Genomic DNA, 22264 nt, shown 5'->3' on the forward strand with positions numbered 1-22264 from the left:
GGTCAGGCCTCCTGGGGCTGTGCGGTGAACTCGGCTTCGGCCGCGGTCAGATCGAGGTAGGCCTCCTCCAGCCCGGCCTCGCGGGCGGCGAGTTCCAGGACGGGGACGCCCGCTTCGGACATCAGCCGGCCGATGTCGTCCACACGCGCGTGGAGCACGGTCCAGGTGCCCTCCGCGTCCCGGGAGGCGTCGTGGCCGTGCAGGGCGAGGAGATCGCCGAGTACGGCGGGGTCGGTGGTGCGGACCCGGACGCGGGGCTGCACGCGCGCGTGGATGAACTCCTGGACCGAGGTGTCGGCGAGCAGCCGGCCCCGGCCGAGGATGAGCAGGTGGTCGGCGAACGCGGCGGTCTCGCCCATCAGATGGCTGGAGACCAGGACCGTACGGCCCTCCGCGGCGAGCCGGCGCAGCAGCGTCCGGATCCAGACGATGCCTTCGGGGTCGAGGCCGTTGGCGGGTTCGTCGAGCAGCACGGCCTCGGGGTCGCCCAGCAGGGCGGCGGCGATGCCGAGCCGCTGGCGCATGCCGAGCGAGTACGTGCGCACCCGGCGCCGCGCCACGGCCGCCAGCCCCGTCTCCTCCAGGACGGCGTCGACCCGGCGGGCCGGGATGCGGTTGCTCGCGGCGAGTGCCCGCAGATGATCCCGTGCCGTGCGGGAACCGTGCGCGGCGTCCGCGTCGAGCAGGGAGCCCACCCGGCGCAGGGGTTCGCGGAGCCGGGCGTAGGCGTGACCGCCGATCGTGGCGGTGCCGGTGGTGGGGTGGTCCAGGCCGAGGACCATCCGCATGGTGGTGGACTTGCCGGCGCCGTTGGGGCCGAGGAAACCGGTGACGCGCCCGGGGCGGACGCTGAAGGTGAGCCCGTCCACGGCCCGCCGGCCGCCGTACTCCTTGGTGAGGTCTCGTACGTCGATGCTGGTCATGACAACAGCCTGGCCGGGTGGGCGGGTTCGTCGCCTCCCCCGCCGGTGGAGAGCGTCTCCCCCGGCCGGGGGAGGCCCGTTGCCGGTGCTGCCTGCGACGATGTGGCCATGGTCCGGCTTCTGCGCCCGCTGCTGCGCGGGACGACGTACACGCGCCTGCTGCATCTGTGGGTGCCGGTGCTGGCGGTCAGTGTCTGGCTCTTCATCGACCCGGCGACCCCCTGGATGCCGGCGCTGTTCCTGATCCCGCTCGGTCTCGTGCCCGCCGTGCGGCTGGGCGAGGGTGTGCAGGCGCGGCTGCTGCTCACGCCGGGCGAGGCGGAGCCGGGCATCGCCGAGACCCCGTCGGCGACCTGGCGGGACCGGCTGCGCACGGTGCTGTGGCTCGAGTTGAGGATGGTCCTCGGCGGGGCCGCCATGGCCGCCTCGGTGTGGCTGCCCGTCATCTGCGTGGAGCTGGCGCGGTGCGCGTGGGGCGGGACGCCGGCCGGGGTCCCGCTGCTGGACCGGCTGCCACCGCACCGCGGCTGGGCACTGCTCGCCCCGCTCCCCCTGCTCGCCCTGTACGGGGTGGTCGTCGGGCTCGGCGAACTGATCACGGCCGGTGCGCGCCGGCTCCTCGGGCCGTCGCCGGCGGAGCGGCTGGCCGCGCTGGAGAGTCGTACCGAGCAGCTGCTGGAACGCACCCGGATCGCCCGGGAGCTGCACGACTCGATCGGGCACGCTCTGACGGTGGCGGTGGTGCAGGCCGGTGCCGCGCGGGCGGCGGCCGATCCGGAGTTCACCGACCGGGCGCTGGGCGCCATCGAGGAGACCGGCCGGGCCGCCCTGGAGGACCTGGAGCGGGTGCTGGGCGTGCTGCGGGAGGCCGAGCGCCCGGTGAGCGCCCGGCCCACCCTGGCCGACGCGGGCCGGCTGCTGGAGTCGGCGCGGGCCTCGGGCGCGCAGGTCGACGCCGAGGTGACCGGTCCCGTCGAGGCGGTGCCGGGGCCGGTGTCCCGGGAGGGGTACCGCATCCTCCAGGAGACGCTCACCAATGTGCTGCGGCACGCGGGGGCGGTGCCCGTACGGGTCCGGGTCGCGGTCGCCGGAGGCATGCTCTGCCTGGAGGTCCGCAATCCGCTGCCGGGCCCCGTACCCGGCCCGGGACGGGGCAGCGGGCTGCGTGGCATACGGGAGCGGGCCGCGCTGCTCGGCGGCACCGCCCGGAGCGGACCGGACGAGGGTGACTGGCAGGTGCGTGCGGAGCTGCCGCTCGGCTGATCTACGCTGGCCGGATGCCGGTCACCGTGCTCCTCGTAGACGACGAACCCCTGGTCCGCATGGGTCTGCGGGCCGTGCTGGAGGCGCAGCCCGACATCGAGGTGGTGGGTGAGGCGGCCGACGGCGCGGCGGTCGTTCCGCTCGTGCGGCAACTGCGGCCGGAGGTGGTGGCCATGGACGTACGGATGCCGCTGCTGGACGGGATCGAGGCCACGCGCGCGGTGCTGCGCACGGTCGACGAGCCGCCGAAGATCCTCGTGGTGACCACCTTCGAGGACGACGAGTACGTGTACGAGGCGCTGCGCGCGGGTGCCGACGGGTTCCTGCTGAAGCGGGCCCGGCCGGCCGAGATCGTGCACGCGGTGCGGCTGGTCGCGGAGGGCGAGTCGCTGCTGTTCCCGGCCTCCGTACGACGTCTCGCCGGCCGGTACGGCGCCGGTGACCGTCCGGCGCGGACCGCGCTGGAGCGGGCCCGGCTGACCGAGCGGGAGGCGGAGGTGCTGCGGCTGATGTCGAGTGGGCTGTCGAACGCGGAGATCGCCGACCGGCTGGTGGTCGGCGCGGAGACGGTGAAGTCGCATGTGAGCGCCGTCCTGGCCAAGCTCGGCGCGCGCGACCGGACCCAGGCGGTGATCGCGGCCTACGAGTCGGGGTTCGTGGAGCCGGGGTGAGCGAAGGGTCCGGCCGTGGGCGGAACGCGGCACTCGCCGGGGGTGCGCCGGGCCGAGTACGATCCGGCCAACACGCCCGCGAGCTGGGAGGACGGACGGTGGGGCAGCTGACCGGCGGCGATCCCTCGCTGCTGCGAAGGATCAATTCCGCGGTGGTGCTGCGCGCCCTGCGTGCCACGGACTGCGCGACGCTCACCGAGATCACCCGCGTCACCGGACTGTCCCGGCCGACCGTCGAGGGCGTCGTGGAAGGGCTCATCGAGGGCGGCCTCGTCGCGGAGGCGGCGGCCGACGAGGGGGGTGCGCGCCGGCAGGGGCGGCCCGCCCGGCGGTTCCGGTTCCGGGCGGAGGCCGGGCATCTGCTGGGGCTGGAGATCGGGCCGCACCGGGTCGCCGCGCTCCTGTCCGGCCTGGACGGGCGGGTGCTGGGCGCGCAGGCCAAGGAGGTCGAGGTGACCGCCCCGGCGGACGAGCGGCTGGAGCGGCTGCGCGGTGCGGTGGCCGAGCTGCTGCGCCGGTCCGGGGTCGCACGCAGCTCGCTGCGGGCGGTGGGCGTGGGCACGCCGGGCATCGTGGAGGCGGACGGCACGGTACGGCTGAGCACGGCGCTGCCGCAGTGGACGGGCCTCAAGCTCGGTGAGCGGCTGAGCCGTTCCTTCAGGTGCCCGGTGCTCGTGGAGAACGACGCCAACGCAGCAGCGGTCGCCGAGCACTGGAAGGGGTCGGCGACCGGGACGGACGACGTGGTGTTCGTGCTGGCCGGGCTGAGCCCCGGGGCCGGTTCGCTCATCGGCGGGCGGCTGCACCGCGGGTACGGCGGGGCGGCCGGGGAGATCGGCGCGCTGCATCTGCTGGGCCGCGAGGCCACGCCGGAGGCGCTGCTGTCCACGACCGACGAGCCGCTGCATCCGCTGGACGAGCAGGCGGTCGCCGCGGTGTTCGCGCTGGCCCGCAAGGGCGACGAGCGGGCGCGGGCGGCCGTGGAGCGGTTCATCCGGCGGCTCGTGCACGATGTGGCCGCGCTGGTGCTGGCGCTCGATCCGGAGCTGGTTGTGATCGGGGGGTGGGCGGCCGGTCTGGACGGTGTCCTGGAGCCGCTGCGCCGTGAACTCGCCCGGTACTGTCTGCGGCCGCCCCGGGTTGCGCTGTCGCTGCTCGGGGAGGCGGCCGTCGCCACGGGGGCGCTGCGCTTGGCTCTGGACCATGTCGAGGAGCGGTTGTTCGCGGTGGACGGGGCGGGTGCGCGCTGAACGGAACGGGGGGTGGGCGCCGGTGTGGTGCCGCGCCGTGGTGGTGCGGTAGCCGTTGCCGTGCCGCGCCGTCGTGGTGCGGTAGCCGTTGCCGTGCCGCGCCGTCGTGGCCGGTCGCGCAGTTCCCCGCGCCCCTGGGGAGTTGACCCCGGCCCTGGCAACTTGTTGGCCTGCGCCGCGGGTGAGACCGCGTGGTCGGGGCGGTGATCGTTGCCGTGCCGCGTCGTCGTGGCCGGTCGCGCGGTTCCCCGCGTGCCCTCGGGAGTTGGCGCCGGCCTGGATGACTCGTGGGTGTGGGCCCCGGGTTGTGGCCGGGGCCCTTGGGTCAGGATGCCTGGCGTTGGGGGTCGTGGTGGATTTCCACGCCCGCTGATTCGCCGAAGGTCAGGCGGCAGGTGTCGGCTCGGTAGGTCGCCACCGAGAGGGCCGCGGTGCGGCCCTGGGCGACGAAGCGGGTGGTGACGACAAGGACGGGTGAGCCGGGGAGCCGGTCGAGTTCCTTGGCGTCGTCCGCGCGCGCCGAGCCCAGCTCGACGGCGCGGTCCTGTGCCTCCAGCGGCAGGTGCTGCAGTTCCCGCAGCACCGCACGCGCGCGTGCCGGGCCGGACGGTGCGTCGATGGCGGTCAGGCCGGGCACCGAAGCCGCCGGGATGTAGAGCATCTCGGTGGCGACCTGCTGGCCGTGGGACATGCGGGAGCGCCGGACGGTGTGCACGGGCTCGTCCGTGCCGGTCTCCAGGGCCGCGGCGACGGCGGCCGGCGGTGTGGCCTGGTCGCTGTCGACGGACTGCCAGGCGTCCCCGGCGGCGCCCGGCCAGGCGTGCTGTTCCGTGCCGACGGCCACGCCCACCCGCGGCGGCGCGACGGTGGTGCCCACACCACGGCGGCGCTGCAGACGGCCTTCCAGCTCCAACTGTTCGAGAGCCTGGCGGAGCGTGGCGCGGGCCACGCCGAAGCGGGCCGCGAGATCACGCTCGTTGGGCAGGATCTCGCCGACCGAGAACTCGGAGTCGAGTGCCTCGGTGAGCACGGTCTTGAGATGCCAGTACTTCGGTTCCGGTACCGATTCCAGCTGCGTGGTCCCCACCCTGTCCTCCGCAAGAGCCGTGGTCCGGCAGTTTTTAGCGCCCTTGTTTATTAAAGGTTGTTGCACTTATCTGCGACCATAGGGCGGCCACAACCCTTGGTCAAGACCAATCCTCGGTCGCGTGCGGAACGCACGGGCGAGCTGCCGCACAGCGTTCACGGGGCGTTCGCGCACGGTGGTCCGTGTGACATCGCGGCAAAGTCCCCGTCGCACGGCAAAGTCGTCGCACGGCAAAGTCCCCGTCGCACGGCGAAGCCCCCGTCGTGGCGGCGGGGGCTTCAAGGGCGGCTCGGTTCAGTCGTCGGCGAGGTGCCGGAGCTTGTCCGGGTTGCGGACGATGTAGACGGCGGTGATCCGGCCGTCGGCGATGTCCAGCTGGACCAGGCTGTCGGGCTTGTCGTCGGCCAGCACCAGCAGGGCGGCGCCGCCGTTGACCTCCAGGGGCCGGAAGGACATGGACAGGGCCGACGGGAGTTTGCGGGCGGCGCCGATGAGGAAGCGGCCGACCTTGTCCGCGGTGTGCAGGGTGCGCACGGGCGCCTTGGCCTTGCCCCCGCTGTCGCCGACCAGCCGGACGTCCGGGGCGAGCAGGCACATCAGCCCCGCCAGGTCCCCCTCGGCCGCAGCGGCGAGGAAACGCTCGGTCAGCTCCCGGCGCCGGGCCGGCTCGACCTCGTACCGTGGGCGCCGCTCCGCGACATGCCGGCGGGCCCGTCCGGCGAGCTGCCGTACCGCCGGCTCGCCGCGGTCGAGCAGGGTGGCGATCTCGGCGTAGGGGTAGCCGAACGCCTCCCGGAGCACGAAGACCGCGCGCTCGAGCGGGGACAGCGACTCCAGGACGACCAGGACGGCGAGGGAGACGGTGTCGGCGAGCACGGCGCGGTCCGCGGAGTCCGGGACGGTGTCGCCGAAGTCGGTGCGGCACGGCTCGGGCAGCCACGGCCCGACGTACGCCTCGCCGCGCGACTGCACCTGGCGCAGCCTGTCGATGGCCAGGCGGGTGGTGACGCGCACGAGGTAGGCGCGCGCTTCGCGGATTTCCGTACGGTCGGCGTGGTACCAGCGCAGCCAGGCGTCCTGAACCACGTCCTCGGCATCGGCGACCCGGCCGAGCATGCGGTAGGCGACCCCCATGAGCAGGGACCGGTGTTCTTCGAAGACGTCGGTGGCGAGGTCGGCGGTCACCGCTCCATCCCAGCCGACACGCCCTGCCGGTGTCCACCCGGAATGAGCGGGTCCGGGAGCGGTCCGGATCACAATGACCGCGGACCGTCGGCGGGCGGCGGCCGGCGACCTGGAGGTGGCCGATGCGGTACGGGGTGCTGGGCACGGGCGAGGTGGGCCGTTCCCTGGGCGGCAGACTGCTGGAGCTGGGCCACGAGGTGACCCTCGGGTCCCGTTCGGCGGACAATCCGGTGGCCGTGGAGTGGGCCACGGCCGCGGCCGGCCGGGCTCACGCGGGCACCTTCGCGCAGGCGGCGGCGGCCGGCGAGGTGGTCGTCAACGCGGTGGGCGGCACGGTGGCGCTGGACGCGCTGCGGGCGGCGGGCGCGGAGCACCTGGACGGGAAGGTGCTGGTGGACGTGTCCAACCCGCTGCTGTTCGAGGACGGGCAGCCGCGACTGGACCCGGTGGAGTCGGACAGTGTGGGCGAGCGGATCCAGCGGGCCTTCCCGCACGCGCGCGTGGTGAAGACGCTGAACACCGTCAACTGCCAGGTGATGGTGAAGCCGGGGCGGGTGCCGGGCGAGCACAACGTGTTCGTGTGCGGGGAGGACGCGCGGGCCAAGGAGCAGGTGACCGAGCTGCTCGTGGAGTTCGGCTGGCCGGCCGGGCGGGTCCTGGACCTGGGCGGCATCCGGGCGGCGCGTGCGGTGGAGATGTATCTGCCGTTGTGGCTCTCCATGTTCGGGCGTTTCGGCAGCCCCGACTTCAACATCGAGGTACGCCGGGCGGTTTGAGGTGCGCCGAGCGATGTGAGGTGCGCCGGCCGGTTCGGCGGCCGTACGGCGGCACAAGGCGCACACCCCGGGGGCTACCCGCCGGTAGCAATTGCTGACAAGCTGTCTACGGCGTCCGTCAGCAGCCCAGACGAGGAGCACCCCATGTCCGCCACCGTCTCCTTCAAGGTCCCCACCCCGCACGGCCCGGGCGACGTGACCGTGTCCTACGCGCGCGTGGGCCGCGGCGAACCGCTGGTCCTGCTGCACGGCATCGGACACCACCGGCAGGCCTGGGACCCGGTCGTGGACATCCTCGCCACCGAGCGAGACGTGATCGCCGTCGACCTGCCGGGCTTCGGCGCCTCACCGGGCCTGCCCGGCGGCCTGGCCTATGACCTGCCCACCACCAACTCCGTGCTCGGCAGCCTGTTCGAGACCCTGGAGCTGGACCGCCCGCACATCGCCGGGAACTCGCTGGGCGGCCTGCTCGCGCTGGAGCTGGGCCGGGAGAAGCTCGTCCGCTCGGTGACCGCGTTCTCACCGGCCGGCTTCTGGACGGAGGCCGAGCGACGGTACGCCTTCACGGTGCTGCTCACGATGCGGGGCATCGCCCAGCGTCTCCCGGTGCCGCTGGTGGAACGGCTGGCGCACACGGCGGCCGGCCGGACCGTGCTGACGAGCACCATCTACGCCCGGCCCGCGCGCCGCTCCCCCGAGGCGGTGGTCGCCGAGACGCTCGCGCTCGTGGGGGCCACCGGCTTCGAGGCGACCCTGCGTGCGGGCACCACCGTCCGGTTCACCGACGGCCTGCCCGGCCTGCCGGTCACGGTGGCCTGGGGCGCCCGGGACCGGCTCCTCGTGCGCCGCCAGGGGATCCGGGCCAAGCAGCTCATCCCGCATGCCCGGCTGGTCCGGCTGCCCGGCTGCGGCCACTGCCCGATGAACGACGACCCGGCGCTGGTCGCACGGGTCATCCTGGACGGAAGCCGCTGAGCAGCGGGCCTGACGGCTGGTCAACCTCGGGCGGGAACGGCCGGTTACACACTCCTGGTCGCGTCGGGTTGCTCACTCCGGGCACGGCCGGTTGCTCGTTCCCGGCACGGCCGGTTGCTCACTCCTGGTCGCAGCGGGTTGCTCACTCCGGGCACGGCCGGTTGCTCGTTCCCGGGCGCGGACGGTTGTTCACTCGTGGTTTGCGTGCGCGCCGCAGCGCCCCAGTAGGTGTGGCTCTGCACACCGGCCGGACCCCGTCCCAGGAGGCGCAGTCATGTCCCACCGTCCGTTCCCCGGCCGCCGCAGCGTACTGCGCGGCTCCGTCGCCGCGTCGGCGGCCCTGACCCTGCCCGTGGGCCTCGGCGCGGCCCCGGCCTTCGCCCGCTCCGGACGCCCCGAGGCCGGCTGGGGCGTGCAGACGGGGGATGTCACCGCCCACTCCGGCCTGGTGTGGGTGCGTTCGGACCGGCCGGCCCGGATGATCGTGGAGACCTCGGCCACCGAGTCGTTCCGCGACCCGCGCAGATGGCACGGCCCGCTGCTGGGCGCCGGCACGGACTTCACCGGGACCACCCGGCTGCATGGCCTGCCCTCCGGGGAGCAGATCCACTACCGCGTGCTGCTCGCCGACCCGGACGACCCGCGCCGCACCGGCGAGCCCGTGACCGGTACTTTCCGCACGGCCTCCCGGCGCCGCCGGGACGGTGTGCGCTTCCTGTGGTCGGGCGACCTGGCGGGCCAGGGCTGGGGCATCAACCCCGAGCTGGGCGGCTACCGGATCTACGACGCGATGGCGAAGCTGGACCCCGACTTCTTCCTGTGCAGCGGCGACAACATCTACGCCGACGGGCCCATCGGCTCCACTCAGGCACTGCCCGACGGCAGCACCTGGCGGAACATCACCACCGAGGAGAAGTCGAAGGTCGCCGAGACCCTCGCCGAGTACCGAGGCAACTTCCGCTACAACCTGCTCGACGCGAACCTGCGCCGGTTCAACGCGCAGGTGCCCTCGGTCGTCCAGTGGGACGACCACGAGGTGCGCAACAACTGGTACCCGGGAGAGGTGGTCGCCGCCACCGACACCCGGTACACCGAGAAGAGCATCGACGTCCTCGCCGCGCGCGCCCGGCGGGCGTTCAGCGAGTACTTCCCGGTTTCCACACTGCGTCCGGGGGCCGCCGAGGGCCGCGTCCACCGGGTGCTGCACCAGGGTCCGCTGCTGGACGTGTTCGTGCTGGACATGCGGACCTACCGCAATGCCAACTCCCCCGACGGCCAGACCGTGGACCCGCAGGGCATCCTCGGCCGGGAGCAGCTGGAGTGGCTCAAGCGTGAGCTGGCCCGGTCGCGCGCCGCGTGGAAGGTGATCGCGGCCGACATGCCGCTGGGGCTCGTCGTACCGGACCCGATGGAGAACAAGCCCAACTTCGAGGCGGTGGCCCAGGGCGACCCGGGCGCCCCGCTCGGCCGTGAGCTGCAGATCGCCGAGCTGCTGCGGTTCGTCAAGCACCGGCGGATCACCGGCACGCTGTGGCTGACGGCGGACGTGCACCACACCTCCGCCCAGCACTACCAGCCGTCCCGGGCCGCGTTCACCGACTTCGAGCCGTTCTGGGAGTTCGTCTCCGGGCCGCTCAACGCCGGTGCGTTCCCGGCCAGCGCGCTGGACGGCACCTTCGGTCCCGAGCGGGTGTTCGTGAAGGCGCCGACCGCGTCGAACGTGTCGCCCGCCGGTGGCTACCAGTTCTTCGGCGAGGTGGACATCGACGGCGACAGCGGCGAGCTGACGGTACGGCTGCGCGAGCAGGACGGCACCGTGCTGTTCACGCAGACGCTGCAGCCGGGCCTGGTCGGCCAGTAGGACGGCTCCCGGAGCCCCTCCGGGGGCCATGGCTCGAGGTTCCGTGGCCTCCGGGGGCGCCGAGTCGTCAGGCGGGCTGGGCGGTGATGGTGCACAGGCGTTTGGTGGCGCGGGTCAGGGCTACGTACAAGTCCCTTTCCCCACCGGGGCGGGCCGTGATGATTTCCTCGGGGTCCACGACGACGACCCCGTCGAATTCCAGGCCGCGTGCTTCGGACGCCGGCACGATGCGTGCGTGGTGGGCGATGCCCCGGGCCGTCAGCTCGCTCACCCTGGTGTCCGCGCAGATCACCCCCAGAAGCTCGCCCGGGTGCGCGGTGCTCTGGGCGCGCAGCTCCTGGACGACGGCGGTGACCAACCCGTCCGGAGGTGTGGTCACGGTGCGAGGGCTCTCACCGCTTCGCAGTGACCGTGTGGGCTTCTGGCCGGGAGCGATCCGCGTGAGCAGGTCCCGGACGCTCTCCAGGATCTCCTGCGTGGTGCGGTAGCTGACGGTCAGGTCGTGCAGTCTGAACCGCGGTCCCACGTGGGGGCCCAGTGCTTCCTTCCAGTCGCGTGCTGTCGCGACCGGGCCTGCCTGGGCGAAGTCGCCCACCAGCGTCATCGCCCTTGCCGGGCAGCGGCGGACGATCATCCGCCACTGCATGGCGGTCAGTTCCTGCGCCTCGTCGACGACGACGTGCCCGTACGTCCGCTCGGGGGGCCCGTCGACCAGGCTCGCCGCCTCGTCCAGCAACGGCACATCGGCGCCGGTCCACGGGTCGTCCGGACCGCGCAGCAGAAGGGACCGCTCCTGCGCGGTCAGGCGGGGCAGGTGCTCGGCGAGAGCGCCGGGATCCGTCAGGAGCGCCTTCACGAGGTCACCGGGTACCAGCCGCGGCCACAACACCTCGACCGCTTCCTCGACGCCGGCGTCGTCGAGGAGACCGGCTCGGATGGCGTCCGGGTCCAGCTCGTGGGCGGGCCCCGAGTCGGCCGCACCTTCGGCACGGCGCTGGGCGGCTCCCGTGAACCGGTCGAGGTCGATGCCCGTCATCCTTTCGGTGTCGGCGTCGATCTGCTCCAGGAGGTCACCCAGGTCTCGTTGCATCGCGTCGGTGACGGCGTCGACCAACAGCTCTTTGAACACCTGGCGCGCGGGGTTGTGCCCCGGTGCGGCTGTCACGGCGGCGTCGCGTGCCGTGGCGACTTCCTCGTGGGACAGGCGAACCGGTTCCTGTCCGACCCGCACGGTGAAGTCGCCGGCGGGGGCCTGGTGGACGCGCAGCAGGCCGGCCAAGGCGTCGGCGAGGTCGGAGCCGCCCTTGAGGCGCGCCGTATCGAACGGGTCCGCCGCGTCCGTGGACACTCCGGCCAGTTCCCGGCAGGTCGCCAGAACGACGTCGTTCTCTCCGAGCGAGGGAAGGACCTGGGAGATGTAGTCGAGGAACCGGGCGTTCGGGCCGACCACCAGGACACCTTCCTCCGCGGCGCGCGGGAACGCGTACAGGACGTAGGCCGCCCGGTGCAGGGCGACCACCGTCTTGCCGGTGCCGGGCCCGCCCTGTACGACGGTCACCCCGCGGTGGGCGGAGCGGACGATCTCGTCCTGTTCGGCCTGCAGTGTCGCGACGGCCGCGTGCATCCTGCCCGTACGCCGTGCCGACAGAGCCTCGGTCAACGGGCCGTCCCCCACGACGTCCTCGTCGGTCGGAGCGGTCCCGTCCAGCAGTTCGTCGCTCACCGAGATGACCGTGCGCGCCTCGAGGCGCAGGTGCCTGCGCCGCCGCAGGTCCATCGGGTGGACCGGTGTCGCCTCGTAGAAGGGCCGTGCCGCGTTCGCGCGCCAGTCCACGAGCAGCGGCAGGTCGTCCTCCTCCGTGTGCAGTCCGATCCGCCCGATGCGCAGGGCCGTGCCGTCCGTCCGGTCGATGCGCCCGAAGACCAGCCCCTTTTCGGCGCCCTCCAGCCGGCTGATTTCCTTGGCCAGACGCTCGGCGGCGATTTCTCTCTCGTATGCCTCCCCGGGGCTGTCCGCCGGGGCCTTCAGCACACTCGCCCGCTGTATTCGCGCCTCGGAAAGCCGCTCGGTGAGCAACTCGTATAAGGAGGACACATAATCCTGCTCCGATTCAACCGCACGCACGGCAGGACCGTTCATTTTCGACAACAGAGGCTCCTTCGATCCGAGCCACACCATACGGTCGGTCTTCCCCGAAGGTAAGTCTTGACTTACCTGGTGAAGCCGTGTCCCTGCGGCTGCAGCCATGACGGCTGCCCGTGCGGCACATCGAGCATCACACCGTTCCGCATATCGCTGATTGCGCTCCCGATGTCCACCTCCCTGCGGGAGGAGCCCGCCCTTCGATGCCGGCGATTTTTTGCCGCGCCCGAGGAAAGGGAATGATGTCGACCCGCAGAGCAGATGGCTTTCACCAAGGAACGAATGACGCCCGGCGCGGCGGGAGTCCGATGAACCCAGGTTTTCCGGGGCACAGGGGGAGGTGCACGCACCTGGCGGAGGCCGCGGCACGCCGTGGCTCCTCCCGCCTGGCCGGCCAGGCGCGGCGGCTGCGGGACGCCCTCGCCGCGGAGAGGGCTGCCTGAACTCGGCGGGAACACCCCCGCATTGCAACCGTGTAAATCGCAACAAACGGGCGGAAGCATGCTTTACCCATCGGTCACAATCAGTTCGTGATCACGCAACACCCTTCCTTCACAGTGGCTGCATGACTCCAGAGATGTCTGATGTGACCCGGGCGAAGCACGGGCGGCCCGTGCACCACTGGCGGCGGGACGTCGTCGAGCTGGCCGCGCTCTTCACGGCCGTCGCCGTGGCGGACGGTGTGGCGAACCTGATCGGGCACGGACCGGACGGCCCGGCCCTGCTGATGATCTCGGCGCTCGCGCTGGCCGCGACGGCGGGCTTCCACGTGTGGTGGTCACGCCGCCACGGACACGCGCCGCCGCTGAGCGATACCGGCGCCCGGCCGGCCGCCCAGGCGCGGCAGGCCGGGTCGTCCGAGCAGCCGGCCGCCGGGGAGGCCGCCGGCGCGCTGTGGCGGATGCGGACCACGGTGAAGGACGAGCCGGGCTCCCTGGCCACCCTGTGCACGGCGCTGGCCGGGCAGCGGGTGGACATCCTGAGCCTGCAGGCGCACCCGCTGGCCGAGGGCACCGTGGACGAGTTCCTGCTGCGGGCGCCGGGCGCGCTGGCGGCGGCGGAGATCACCCGGGCGGTCGCGCTGGCCGGGGGCTCGGCCACCTGGATCGAGCGGGCCGACGCCCACGACCTGGTCGACGCGCCCACCCGGGTGCTCGGCCTGGCAGCCCGCACCGCCCTGGACGCCGCCGAACTGCCGCTGGCGCTGCGCCAGTTGCTGGGCCGCTGCACGATCCGTACGCTGCCCGGCACCCCGGCGGGCGGCGGACGCGGCCCGGAACCGGTGCCGGTCGAGGGCGTGCTGGAGGACACCCTGATGCGGCTGCCGGCGCCGGAGGGCGGTGTGCTCACCGTGGAGCGGCCGTACCTGCCGTTCACGCCCACCGAGTTCGCGCGGGCCCGGGCGCTGGTGGAGCTGGACAGCAGGCTCGGACCGCGCATCCCCGGCGGCCAGGACGTGCTGACCCTGCCCGAGGGCAACGACATCACCGTGCGCCGGGCCGACACCGGGGACCTGGTCGCGGCCAAGGAGATGCACGAGCGGTGCTCGCCGCGCACCCTCGCTCTGCGCTACCACGGCCCGGTCGGCGACGCGGACCGCTACCTGAACCACCTGCTCAGCCCCCGCTTCGGCCGGACGCTGGCCGCGCAGACCGCGTCCGGCCGGATCGTCGGACTCGGTCATCTGCTGTGGGACGGCGACGAGACCGAGGTCGCGCTGCTCATCGAGGACGACTGGCAGCAGCGGGGCATCGGCGGTGAACTGCTCGGCCGGCTGGTCGCGATGGCGGTGGAGGCCCGCTGCGAGAGCGTGTACGCCGTGACCCAGGCCTCCAACACCGGCATGGTCGCCGCGATGCGTGGTCTCGGGCTCCCCCTGGACTACCAGATCGAGGAGGGCACGCTGGTCATCACGGCCCGCCTCGACGCCGGGCGGACGCCCCGGCACTCCCCTCACCTCACCGCCCGCCACGGCCTGACCGGGCCGCCCCGCCGGACCTGACCGCCCGGCGCCCCGCACGGCGCCCCCCACCGGAACCGACGGCCCCGCCTCCGGCGGCCTCCCGCCCCACCGCTCGAGGCGCCGGGCCCCCCGCGCCCGGCGCCCGTTCCTCAGGCCACTGCCTCGCGCAGTCGCTCCGGCCCACGGGTTCGCTGCCCGAGGGCCTGGTCCAGGTCGGACCACAGGTCGTCGACGTCCTCGAGACCGACGGACAGGCGGAGCAGCCGGTCGCTCACCCCGGCCCCGCGCCGGTCGTCGGCGTCCACGATGCGGTGGCTGATGGACGCCGGATGCTGGATGAGCGTGTCGACGCTGCCCAGGCTGACCGCGGGGGTGATGAGCCGGACCCGGGAGATGACCTCGTGCGGGTCCTCGTGCACCTCGAAGGCGATCATCGCCCCGCCGAGCCGCGGGTAGTGCACCCGGGCCACGCGCGGGTCGCCGGCCAGCCGGCGGACCAGTTCGGCGGCGTTCGCGGAGGCGGCGCGCACCCGTACCGGCAGGGTGGCGAGGCCGCGCAGCAGCAGGTAGCCGGCCAGCGGATGCAGCACCCCGCCGGTGGCGAAACGTATCTGCCGCAGCCGGCCCGCGAACTCCTCGTCGCAGGCGACCACCCCGGCGAGCACGTCCCCGTGCCCGCCGAGGTACTTGGTGGCGCTGTGCAGCACCATCCGCGCCCCCTGCTCGGCCGGGCGCTGCAGCACCGGCGTGGCGAAGGTGTTGTCGGCGAGCAGCGGGACCGAGCCGCAGGCGTGGGCGACGGCCCGCAGGTCGAGTTCGGCGAGGGTCGGGTTGGCCGGGGACTCGACCATCACCAGACCGGTGTCGGGGCGTACGGCGTCGGCGATGCCGGCCGGGTCGGTCCAGGTGACCTCCGTGCCGAGCAGGCCCGCGGTCAGCAGATGGTCGCTGCAGCCGTACAGCGGCCGTACGGCGACGACATGGCGCAGGCCCATGGCCGACCTGGCGAGGAGGACCGCACTGAGCGCGGCCATGCCGCTGGCGAAGGCGACCGCGGACTCGGTGCCCTCCAGGCGGGCGAGCGCGGTCTCGAAGCGGGCGACGGTCGGGTTGCCGAGGCGGCCGTAGACCGGCGGCCCCACCGGGTCGGCACCGTCGGCGGCGAAGGCGTCGATGCGGACGGCCTCGGCCCGGCTGTCGTAAGAGGGATAGGTGGTGGACAGGTCGATCGGCGGGGCGTGCAGGCCCTGGCGGGCGAGGTCGTCGCGGCCGGCGTGCACGGCCTCGGTGGCCAGGGCTCTCGCTGCGGTGCGTACGTCGTCGTAGGCACCCGTGCTGGCTGTGTCCATGGGCGGAAGAGTGAACATCGAACGGTTCGCGGGAATCGGACACCGTGCTACGTTCGGGCAATGGCCGAATCTGTCGTACTGGATCCGGTCGATCTGCACCTGCTGCGCCTGTTGCAGAACGACGCCCGGACCACCTACCGCGATCTCGCCGCGCAGGTGGGCGTGGCGCCGTCGACCTGCCTGGACCGGGTGACCAGGCTGCGCCGCTCGGGTGTGATCCTCGGTCACCGGCTGCAGCTCGATCCGGCCAGACTCGGCCGGGGGCTCCAGGCGCTGCTGTCGGTGCAGGTGAGGCCGCACCGGCGGGAGCTGGTGGGGCCCTTCGTGGAGCGGATCAGGGCGCTGCCGGAGGCCCGGACGGTGTTCCACCTGACCGGTCCGGACGACTATCTGGTGCACGTGGCCGTCGCGGACATGGCCGACCTGCAGCGGCTGGTACTGGACGAGTTCACGGCGCGGCGCGAGGTGGCCCGGGTGGAGACCCGGCTGATCTTCCAGCAGTGGGAGTGCGGGCCGCTGCTGCCGCCCGACCACGCCCAGGGCTGAATCCCCCCGCGCGTGGTGACGCGGAGATCCTCCCCGTACGAGGATGGCCGCATGTCTGAGACCAAGAGCCCGCTGCCCCGTCAGGTAGCCGACGCCTACGTGGACGACCTCATCGCCCTGGACCCGGTCACCGGTACGTACCTCGGTGTGAAGGAGAGTGCGAGCCGGCTGCCCGACTTCTCGCCCGCCGGTCAGGAAGCCCTCGCGGAGCTGGCCCGGACCACGCTCGCCCGGCTGGACGAGGCGGAGCGGCGGCCCGGCGCGGACAGCGACGCGGAGCGGCGCTGCGGACGGCTGCTGCGGGAGCGGCTCACCGCCGAACTCGCCGTCTTCGACGCGGACGAGCACCTCCGCGCGGTCGGCAACATGAGCACGCCCGGCCATGCGGTGCGGAACGTGTTCACGGTCATGCCGACGCGGTCGGACGAGGACTGGGCGCTGATCGCGGAGCGGCTGCGTGCGGTGCCGGACGCGCTCGCCGGCTACCGCGCGTCCCTGCAACTCGGCCTGGAGCGCAAGCTGTTCGCGTCGCCCCGGCCCACCGGGACCTTCATCGGGCAGCTGACCGAATGGACGGACACGGACGGCTCGGGTCGCGGCTGGTACGAGGACTTCGCCGCCGCGGGCCCCGAGGCGCTGCGCGCGGAGCTGAGCGAGGCGGCGGGTGCGGCGACCGGCGCCCTGCGGACGCTGCGGGACTGGCTGCGGGACGTGTACGCGCCGGCGATCGAGGGCGCGCCGGACGTGGTGGGCAGGGAACGGTACGCACGCTGGACGCGCTACTACAACGGCACCGACCTGGACCTCGACGAGGCGTACGCGTACGGCTGGGCGGAGTTCCACCCGCTGCTCGGCGAGATGGAGCGGGAGGCGGAGAAGATCCTGCCCGGCGCCGGGACGCCGTGGGTCGCGCTCGCGCACCTCGATGAGCACGGGCGGCACATCGTGGGCGTGGAGGAGGTCCGCGCATGGCTGCAGGGTCTGATGGACAGGGCCGTCGAGGAACTGGACGGCACGCACTTCGAGCTGGCCGAGCGGGTGCGGAAGGTGGAGTCCCGCATCGCCCCGCCCGGCGGTGCGGCCGCCCCGTACTACACGCCCCCGACGGAGGACTTCTCGCGGCCCGGGTGCACCTGGCTGCCCACGATGGGCGAGACCCGCTTCCCGGTCTACGACCTCGTGTCGACCTGGTACCACGAGGGCGTGCCCGGGCATCATCTGCAGCTCGCGCAGTGGACGCACGTAGCCGGGAACCTCTCCCGCTACCAGGCGACCGTCGGCATGGTCAGCGCCAACGTCGAGGGCTGGGCGCTGTACGCGGAGCGGCTGATGGACGAGCTGGGCTACCTCAAGGACCCCGAGGAGCGGCTCGGCTACCTGGACGCGCAGATGATGCGCGCGGTCCGGGTGATCGTGGACATCGGCATGCACCTGGAACTGCAGATCCCGGCCGACTCGCCGTTCCACCCCGGTGAGCGGTGGACGCCGGAGCTGGCGCAGGAGTTCTTCGGCGCGCACAGCAGCCGGCCGGCGGACTTCGTGGAGAGCGAGCTGACCCGGTACCTGACGATTCCGGGCCAGGCGATCGGCTACAAGCTCGGTGAGCGGGCGTGGCTGCTGGGCCGGGAGAAGGCGCGCGAGCGGCACGGTGCCGCGTTCGACCTGAAGTCGTGGCACATGGCGGCGCTGTCCCAGGGGGCGCTGGGCCTGGACGACCTGGTGGACGAGCTGTCCCGGCTCTGACGCCGCGCCCGTGCTCCCTCCCGCCCCGTCGCCCGGCAGGCGACGGGGCGGTCGTCGTAGCCGGCCCGGCCCCGCCGGCGCCTGCGGCACGGGGCGGCGCGGCGCGGCGCTCGGCCGTACGGCCGCCTCCCGCTGGCGCGCGCCTGGCGGAGGCGGCTAGCTGGTGCCGGGGGCCGACGCGAGAGGCGGGCCGGGCATGCACGAGAAGGGGCCGGGGCAGCAGGTACTGGAGACACCGCGCGCCGCCGGGCTCGCCGGTGTCCTCTTCGCGCTGCTCCTGGCAGCGGTGATCGTCCTGGTCCGGACGGGGCTTCCGGCAGGGGCCGACACGTCCGGCCCGCAGGCGTTCACGGACTCCGCGCAGCGCGACGCGCTGCGGGCGGCCCTCACGCTCGTGCCGTTCGCCGGCATCCTCTTCCTCTGGTTCGTCGGTGCGGTGCGCGCGCACGTCGGTGCCGTCGAGGACAAGTTCCTCGCCACCGTCCTCCTCGGCAGCGGGCTGGTCTTCACCGCCATGTTGTTCGGAGCCGCCGCGGCGGCCGGCGCCGTGATCGCGGTGCAGCACCCGACCGGTGCGCTGCCGCCCCCGGCCGCCTGGGACTTCGGCCGCCACCTGGCGTACTCGCTGATGACGGAGTACGCCATGCGGATGGCGGCCGTCTTCGCGTCCTCCATGTCGGTCATCGGCCACCGCCTCGGCGTCCTGCCGCGCTGGCTCACGGTCGTGGGCTTCCTCGCCGCCCTGGTCCTGCTCTTCCTCTCGTCGAACGCGCCCTGGGCGGAACTGGCCTTCCCCGCGTGGTCGCTGCTGCTCAGCCTGCACATCCTCGGCGTGCGCCGCCGAGACCGGCCCCGGCCGGCGGCGGCCGTATGACGGCCGCCGCCACGGCAGCCGCTCACTCGATCGGCGTGCCCCGCGCGCGGGCACCCCGTCCCGGCTCGCATCCTGGCGAGCGGGGGACGACCGCCGTCCGGAGCCGCCCGCGGATGCCGCGGTGCGCGCCGGACCTGGCCACCGGAAAGGGCGGAACGTCGATGAGGCTCGTCGTCGATCTCAACAAGTGTCAGGGGTACGCGCAGTGCGCGTTCCTCGCGCCCGACGTCTTCGCCATGCACGGTGAGGAGTCGCTGATCTACAACCCGCGCCCGGAGGAGGAGCAGCGGGAGCGGCTGGCGCGTGCCGTCGCCGCCTGCCCGGTGCAGGCGATCACGGCGGACGGACTGGACGGTGCCGTGGGCGAGCCGGGAACCGGTTCCGTGGGCGAGCCGGGGGCCGGTGCCGCCGGGGAGGCCTCCGATGGCCGTTGACCACGTGGAATGGCTCAGGCGTGAGGGCCGGATCGTCGTCGTGGGCGCGTCACTGGCCGGCCTGCGCGCCGCCGAGACCCTGCGGGCCGAGGGCTTCGCCGGTGAACTGACCCTGATCGGTGACGAGCCGCACGAACCGTACGACCGTCCGCCCCTGTCCAAGTCCGTGCTGCTGGGCAAGGCGTCCCCGCTGCACACCGAGCTGCCCCACCGCTGGGAGATCGACGCCAAGTGGCGCCTGGGCGTGGCGGCGAGCGGGCTGGACCTGACGGCCAAGCGGGTGCGGCTCGCCGACGGGGACGAGGTGGAGTACGACCGGTTGCTCATCGCGACCGGCGTCCGCGCCCGGCCCTGGGCCAAGGAGGAGGAGGCCCGGCTGGAGGGCGTCTTCCTGCTGCGCACGCGGGAGGACGCGGCGGGGCTCGTGCACCGGCTGAAGGCGGGGCCGCGCCGGGTGTTCGTCATCGGTGCCGGGTTCGCCGGTTCGGAGGTCGCCTCGGCGTGCCGGGAGATGGGCATCCCCGTCACCCTGGCCGAGCGTGCGGGTGCGCCGCTGGTGGGTGCGCTGGGCGGCGTCGTGGGCGCGGTCGCGGCCGACCTCGCGACCGAGAACGGCGTGGACCTGCGCACCCATGTCACGGTGACCGCGCTGGAGGGCGACGCGGCCGGCCGGGTGCGGGCGGTCCATCTGTCCGACGAGAGCGTCGTCGAGGCGGACGTGGTCGTGGTGTCGCTGGGTTCGCTGCGCAACACCGAGTGGCTCGCCGGGTCGGGGCTGGGGGCGGGGCCCCGGGGCATCGCCTGCGACGCGGGCTGTCGTGCGTTCGACTTCCGGGGCATCGTGACCGACGACGTCTTCGTGGCCGGCGATGTGGCACGCTCCCCGCACGCGCTGTTCGGCTACCAGTTCCTGTCGCTGGAGCACTGGGGCAATGCCGTCGCCCAGGCGGAGACTGCCGCGCACAACATGATCAGCCACGGCGCCGACCGGCGTCCGCATCTGTGGATGCCGGCCTTCTGGTCCTCGATGTTCGGCGTGAACATCAAGTCGGTCGGGGTGCCGCCGATGGGCGAACAGCTCGTGATCACGCAGGGGTCGCTCGCGGAGCGCCGGTTCGTCGGCGTCTACGGCTGCCAGGGCCGGGTCGTGGCCGCCGTGACCTTCGACAACACACGGTGGCTGGAGTTCTACCAGCGGCAGATCGAGCAGGGCGCGCCGTTCCCGGTGGAGTACCCCACGATGGACCGGCGTCCCGAGGGCCGGCAGCCGGTGGACGCCCAGTTCCCCGACCCGTCCCTGCCGACCCACGGCCCCATGGTGACCCTCAGCGGTTACTCGCCGGCCGACCAGCAGCTGGTCTTCCACCCCGCCCGCCACTGACCGCCGCCCGGCCCGATGTCCAAGGACCCGTCATGACAGAAGCCTCGCTGGTTCGCCGGATCACCGACTTCGCGAACCGCGCCGACCCGTACCCGCTGTACGAGGAGCTGCGCAAGACCCCGGTGCTGCACGAGGAGGAGGGCGGACCGTACGTCCTCAGCTCGTACTACGACATCAAGGCCCTGCTGCACGATCCGCGGATCAGCTCCGACGCCGCCAACGTGGCCGCCGCCGGAGGCGACCCGCTGAACCAGGCGGAGGAGTCCGGAGGGCTGCCGCCGTCCTTCCTGCGGCTGGACCCGCCCGAGCACGACCGGCTGCGGCGCATCGCCAACAGCGGGTTCGGGCCGCCCCACCGGCCGCGCCGGGTGGACGGCATGCGGGGTGACATGGCGACGACCGTCAGCCGTCTGATCGACGGCTTCGGGGACGCCCGGCAGATCGACCTGGTCGACCAGTTCGCCTACCCCTTCCCCGTGACGGTGATCTGCCAGCTGCTCGGGGTGCCCCGGGAGGACGAACCGAAGTTCCGGGCCTGGGTCGATCCGCTGGTCGCGGGTCTCGACCCCGACACGCGGCAGGGCGCGGACGACGAGTTCGTGAAGACCTTGCAGGAGACGCGGATGCAGCTCGGCATGTATCTGGCCGGGCTGGCCGAGCAGCGTACCAAGGAGCCGCGGGACGACCTGCTCTCCGACCTCATGCACAGCGAGGGCCCGGACGGCTCCATGACGATGATGGAGGTGCTCAGCACCGCGGTACTGCTGCTGATCGCCGGTCACGAGACGACGGTCAACCTCATCACCAACGGCATGCTCACCCTGCTGCGGCACCCGGAGGTCCTGCAACGGCTGCGGGAGGATCCGCGCCTGTCGGTCAACATCGTGGAGGAGCTGCTGCGTTACGAGCCGCCGGTGCAGATCGTTCCGCAGCGCACCTGCATCGCCGACATCGAGGTACGGGGGGTCACCATTCCCAAGGGCTCGCGCATCTGGCTCATGATCGCGGCCGGCAACCGGGACCCGGAGCGGTTCAAGGACCCCCAGCGATTCGACCCGGACCGCGGGGACATCCAGCACCTGGGCTTCGGCAGCGGGATCCACAGCTGCTTCGGCGCCCCGCTGGCCCGGCTGGAGACGCAGCTCGCGCTGTCCGAGCTGGCCAGACGGCTGGAGAACCCGCGCCTGGTCGAGGATCCGCCGCCGTACCGGCCGAACGCCGTGCTGCGCGGACCCCGGCATCTCGGGATCGCCTTCGACGGGCTGCGCTGAGCGGCTGACGGGCACCGCCGCCGGACCCGTGCGTGATTCAGCAGCCGCACTCGCCCGCCAAGGGAGCCGTCAGCGGGTCGGCGTCACGGCGGGCCGGGCCCTGCCAGGTCTCGTAGGGGAAGCCCTCACGCGCCCAGTACTCGAAGCCGCCGAGCATCTCCTTGACCCGGTAACCGAGTTCGGCGAGGGCGAGGGCGGCGCGGGTGGCGCCGTTGCAGCCGGGGCCCCAGCAGTACGTCACCACGGGCACGGACGGGTCGAGGAGCCGCCCGGCCTGCTCGGGGATGAGCGCGGTCGGCAGGTGGACGGCGCCGGGGACGTGGCCCTGGTCCCAGGACTCGGTGGAGCGGGAGTCCAGGACGACGAAGCCGGGGTCGCCGCCGGCCGCGAGCGCGGCGGCCACGTCGGAGACGTCGGCGTGGAAGGCGAGGCTCGCCCGGAAGTGGGCGGCGGCCTCGGCGGGCGTGGCGGGGGCGACGCGCAGGACGGGGTTCGCGGGTGTCGTGTCGGTCATGGCAGGAAATCTACGGTCCCCGGGCGGCAGTCTGAAGGGAAGATCCACGGGCTTG

The 22264-nt window shown here is 73.3% G+C and carries 19 protein-coding genes; 13 read left to right on the forward strand and 6 right to left on the reverse strand.

Features of this window, described 5'->3' with window-relative positions:
- Nucleotides 1-2 precede the first annotated feature (2 nt).
- Entirely contained in the window at nucleotides 3-923 is a 921-nt protein-coding gene (locus JK359_RS13265) for an ATP-binding cassette domain-containing protein (protein WP_201835240.1), read from the reverse strand.
- 108 nt (nucleotides 924-1031) lie between these two features.
- Between JK359_RS13265 and JK359_RS13270 the strand changes: the two genes are divergently transcribed.
- The 3 genes from JK359_RS13270 to JK359_RS13280 all read left to right on the forward strand — a co-directional run bounded on the left by JK359_RS13270 (nucleotide 1032) and on the right by JK359_RS13280 (nucleotide 4107).
- Nucleotides 1032-2186, forward strand: coding sequence for a sensor histidine kinase (locus JK359_RS13270; RefSeq protein ID WP_201835242.1), 1155 nt, complete (start codon nucleotides 1032-1034; stop codon nucleotides 2184-2186).
- A gap of 14 nt (nucleotides 2187-2200) precedes the next feature.
- Complete coding sequence (locus tag JK359_RS13275) at nucleotides 2201-2857, forward strand: response regulator transcription factor (protein ID WP_201835243.1); 657 nt, start codon at nucleotides 2201-2203, stop codon at nucleotides 2855-2857.
- A gap of 98 nt (nucleotides 2858-2955) precedes the next feature.
- Nucleotides 2956-4107 carry an ROK family protein gene (locus JK359_RS13280; RefSeq protein ID WP_201835245.1) on the forward strand — a complete coding sequence of 384 codons (1152 nt, stop codon included), beginning with the start codon at nucleotides 2956-2958 and terminating at the stop codon, nucleotides 4105-4107.
- 325 nt (nucleotides 4108-4432) lie between these two features.
- On the opposite strand, the gene JK359_RS13285 is transcribed toward JK359_RS13280, so the two are convergent.
- On the reverse strand, nucleotides 4433-5194 hold the full coding sequence (locus JK359_RS13285) for a GntR family transcriptional regulator (RefSeq protein ID WP_201835247.1): 762 nt from the start codon (nucleotides 5192-5194) through the stop codon (nucleotides 4433-4435).
- Between the two features lie 294 nt (nucleotides 5195-5488).
- Nucleotides 5489-6379, reverse strand: coding sequence for an RNA polymerase sigma-70 factor (locus JK359_RS13290; protein WP_201835249.1), 891 nt, complete (start codon nucleotides 6377-6379; stop codon nucleotides 5489-5491).
- Nucleotides 6380-6501: 122 nt separating this feature from the next.
- Here JK359_RS13290 and JK359_RS13295 point away from each other — a divergent pair, with 122 nt between their 5' ends.
- The 3 genes from JK359_RS13295 (at nucleotide 6502) to JK359_RS13305 (ending at nucleotide 9991) form a co-directional block, all read left to right on the forward strand.
- The gene (locus JK359_RS13295) at nucleotides 6502-7155 is read left to right on the forward strand and encodes an NADPH-dependent F420 reductase (protein ID WP_201835251.1); all 654 of its coding nucleotides are present in this window, start codon (nucleotides 6502-6504) and stop codon (nucleotides 7153-7155) included.
- 144 nt (nucleotides 7156-7299) lie between these two features.
- Complete coding sequence (locus JK359_RS13300) at nucleotides 7300-8130, forward strand: alpha/beta fold hydrolase (RefSeq protein ID WP_201835253.1); 831 nt, start codon at nucleotides 7300-7302, stop codon at nucleotides 8128-8130.
- Nucleotides 8131-8404: 274 nt separating this feature from the next.
- Nucleotides 8405-9991 (forward strand): alkaline phosphatase D family protein, encoded by a 1587-nt coding sequence (locus JK359_RS13305; RefSeq protein ID WP_201835255.1) that lies wholly within the window; start codon nucleotides 8405-8407, stop codon nucleotides 9989-9991.
- A 67-nt stretch (nucleotides 9992-10058) separates the two neighbouring features.
- Here JK359_RS13305 and JK359_RS13310 read toward each other — a convergent pair whose 3' ends face one another.
- Entirely contained in the window at nucleotides 10059-12131 is a 2073-nt protein-coding gene (locus JK359_RS13310; RefSeq protein WP_236677806.1) for a helicase domain-containing protein, read from the reverse strand.
- A gap of 568 nt (nucleotides 12132-12699) precedes the next feature.
- On the opposite strand from JK359_RS13310, the gene JK359_RS13315 reads away from it, so the two are divergent.
- Nucleotides 12700-14136 carry a GNAT family N-acetyltransferase gene (locus tag JK359_RS13315; protein WP_201835259.1) on the forward strand — a complete coding sequence of 479 codons (1437 nt, stop codon included), beginning with the start codon at nucleotides 12700-12702 and terminating at the stop codon, nucleotides 14134-14136.
- A gap of 110 nt (nucleotides 14137-14246) precedes the next feature.
- On the opposite strand, the gene JK359_RS13320 is transcribed toward JK359_RS13315, so the two are convergent.
- The gene (locus JK359_RS13320) at nucleotides 14247-15446 is read right to left on the reverse strand and encodes a trans-sulfuration enzyme family protein (protein ID WP_201835261.1); all 1200 of its coding nucleotides are present in this window, start codon (nucleotides 15444-15446) and stop codon (nucleotides 14247-14249) included.
- 60 nt (nucleotides 15447-15506) lie between these two features.
- Between JK359_RS13320 and JK359_RS13325 the strand changes: the two genes are divergently transcribed.
- The 6 genes from JK359_RS13325 to JK359_RS13350 all read left to right on the forward strand — a co-directional run bounded on the left by JK359_RS13325 (nucleotide 15507) and on the right by JK359_RS13350 (nucleotide 21695).
- Nucleotides 15507-15992, forward strand: coding sequence for an Lrp/AsnC family transcriptional regulator (locus JK359_RS13325; protein ID WP_201835263.1), 486 nt, complete (start codon nucleotides 15507-15509; stop codon nucleotides 15990-15992).
- Between the two features lie 51 nt (nucleotides 15993-16043).
- Nucleotides 16044-17735 carry a DUF885 domain-containing protein gene (locus JK359_RS13330; RefSeq protein ID WP_201835264.1) on the forward strand — a complete coding sequence of 564 codons (1692 nt, stop codon included), beginning with the start codon at nucleotides 16044-16046 and terminating at the stop codon, nucleotides 17733-17735.
- Nucleotides 17736-17931: 196 nt separating this feature from the next.
- Nucleotides 17932-18609 carry a hypothetical protein gene (locus JK359_RS13335; RefSeq protein WP_201835265.1) on the forward strand — a complete coding sequence of 226 codons (678 nt, stop codon included), beginning with the start codon at nucleotides 17932-17934 and terminating at the stop codon, nucleotides 18607-18609.
- A gap of 161 nt (nucleotides 18610-18770) precedes the next feature.
- Nucleotides 18771-19043: a ferredoxin gene (locus JK359_RS13340; RefSeq protein WP_236677737.1), complete on the forward strand. Its 273-nt coding sequence runs from the start codon at nucleotides 18771-18773 to the stop codon at nucleotides 19041-19043.
- Nucleotides 19033-20424: an NAD(P)/FAD-dependent oxidoreductase gene (locus JK359_RS13345; RefSeq protein ID WP_201835266.1), complete on the forward strand. Its 1392-nt coding sequence runs from the start codon at nucleotides 19033-19035 to the stop codon at nucleotides 20422-20424. Before JK359_RS13340 ends, JK359_RS13345 begins: the two co-directional genes overlap by 11 nt.
- 32 nt (nucleotides 20425-20456) lie before the next feature.
- Nucleotides 20457-21695, forward strand: a complete 1239-nt coding sequence (locus JK359_RS13350; RefSeq protein ID WP_201835267.1) for a cytochrome P450 — start codon at nucleotides 20457-20459, stop codon at nucleotides 21693-21695.
- Between the two features lie 37 nt (nucleotides 21696-21732).
- Here JK359_RS13350 and JK359_RS13355 read toward each other — a convergent pair whose 3' ends face one another.
- Entirely contained in the window at nucleotides 21733-22209 is a 477-nt protein-coding gene (locus tag JK359_RS13355; protein WP_201835268.1) for a rhodanese-like domain-containing protein, read from the reverse strand.
- Nucleotides 22210-22264 lie beyond the last annotated feature (55 nt).

The sequence above is a fragment of the Streptomyces actinomycinicus genome (assembly GCF_016741775.1).
In the GTDB taxonomy this organism is placed as follows: domain Bacteria; phylum Actinomycetota; class Actinomycetes; order Streptomycetales; family Streptomycetaceae; genus Streptomyces; species Streptomyces actinomycinicus.

Bases quoted from the DNA above. Each gene is read 5' to 3' on its own strand.
- JK359_RS13265 (WP_201835240.1), bottom strand. From the start codon at position 923: ATGACCAGCATCGACGTACGAGACCTCACCAAGGAGTACGGCGGCCGG.
- JK359_RS13270 (WP_201835242.1), top strand. From the start codon at position 1,032: ATGGTCCGGCTTCTGCGCCCGCTGCTGCGCGGGACGACGTACACGCGC.
- JK359_RS13275 (WP_201835243.1), top strand. From the start codon at position 2,201: ATGCCGGTCACCGTGCTCCTCGTAGACGACGAACCCCTGGTCCGCATG.
- JK359_RS13295 (WP_201835251.1), top strand. From the start codon at position 6,502: ATGCGGTACGGGGTGCTGGGCACGGGCGAGGTGGGCCGTTCCCTGGGC.
- JK359_RS13300 (WP_201835253.1), top strand. From the start codon at position 7,300: ATGTCCGCCACCGTCTCCTTCAAGGTCCCCACCCCGCACGGCCCGGGC.
- JK359_RS13305 (WP_201835255.1), top strand. From the start codon at position 8,405: ATGTCCCACCGTCCGTTCCCCGGCCGCCGCAGCGTACTGCGCGGCTCC.
- JK359_RS13310 (WP_236677806.1), bottom strand. From the start codon at position 12,131: ATGAACGGTCCTGCCGTGCGTGCGGTTGAATCGGAGCAGGATTATGTG.
- JK359_RS13315 (WP_201835259.1), top strand. From the start codon at position 12,700: ATGACTCCAGAGATGTCTGATGTGACCCGGGCGAAGCACGGGCGGCCC.
- JK359_RS13320 (WP_201835261.1), bottom strand. From the start codon at position 15,446: ATGGACACAGCCAGCACGGGTGCCTACGACGACGTACGCACCGCAGCG.
- JK359_RS13325 (WP_201835263.1), top strand. From the start codon at position 15,507: ATGGCCGAATCTGTCGTACTGGATCCGGTCGATCTGCACCTGCTGCGC.
- JK359_RS13330 (WP_201835264.1), top strand. From the start codon at position 16,044: ATGTCTGAGACCAAGAGCCCGCTGCCCCGTCAGGTAGCCGACGCCTAC.
- JK359_RS13335 (WP_201835265.1), top strand. From the start codon at position 17,932: ATGCACGAGAAGGGGCCGGGGCAGCAGGTACTGGAGACACCGCGCGCC.
- JK359_RS13340 (WP_236677737.1), top strand. From the start codon at position 18,771: ATGAGGCTCGTCGTCGATCTCAACAAGTGTCAGGGGTACGCGCAGTGC.
- JK359_RS13345 (WP_201835266.1), top strand. From the start codon at position 19,033: ATGGCCGTTGACCACGTGGAATGGCTCAGGCGTGAGGGCCGGATCGTC.
- JK359_RS13350 (WP_201835267.1), top strand. From the start codon at position 20,457: ATGACAGAAGCCTCGCTGGTTCGCCGGATCACCGACTTCGCGAACCGC.
- JK359_RS13355 (WP_201835268.1), bottom strand. From the start codon at position 22,209: ATGACCGACACGACACCCGCGAACCCCGTCCTGCGCGTCGCCCCCGCC.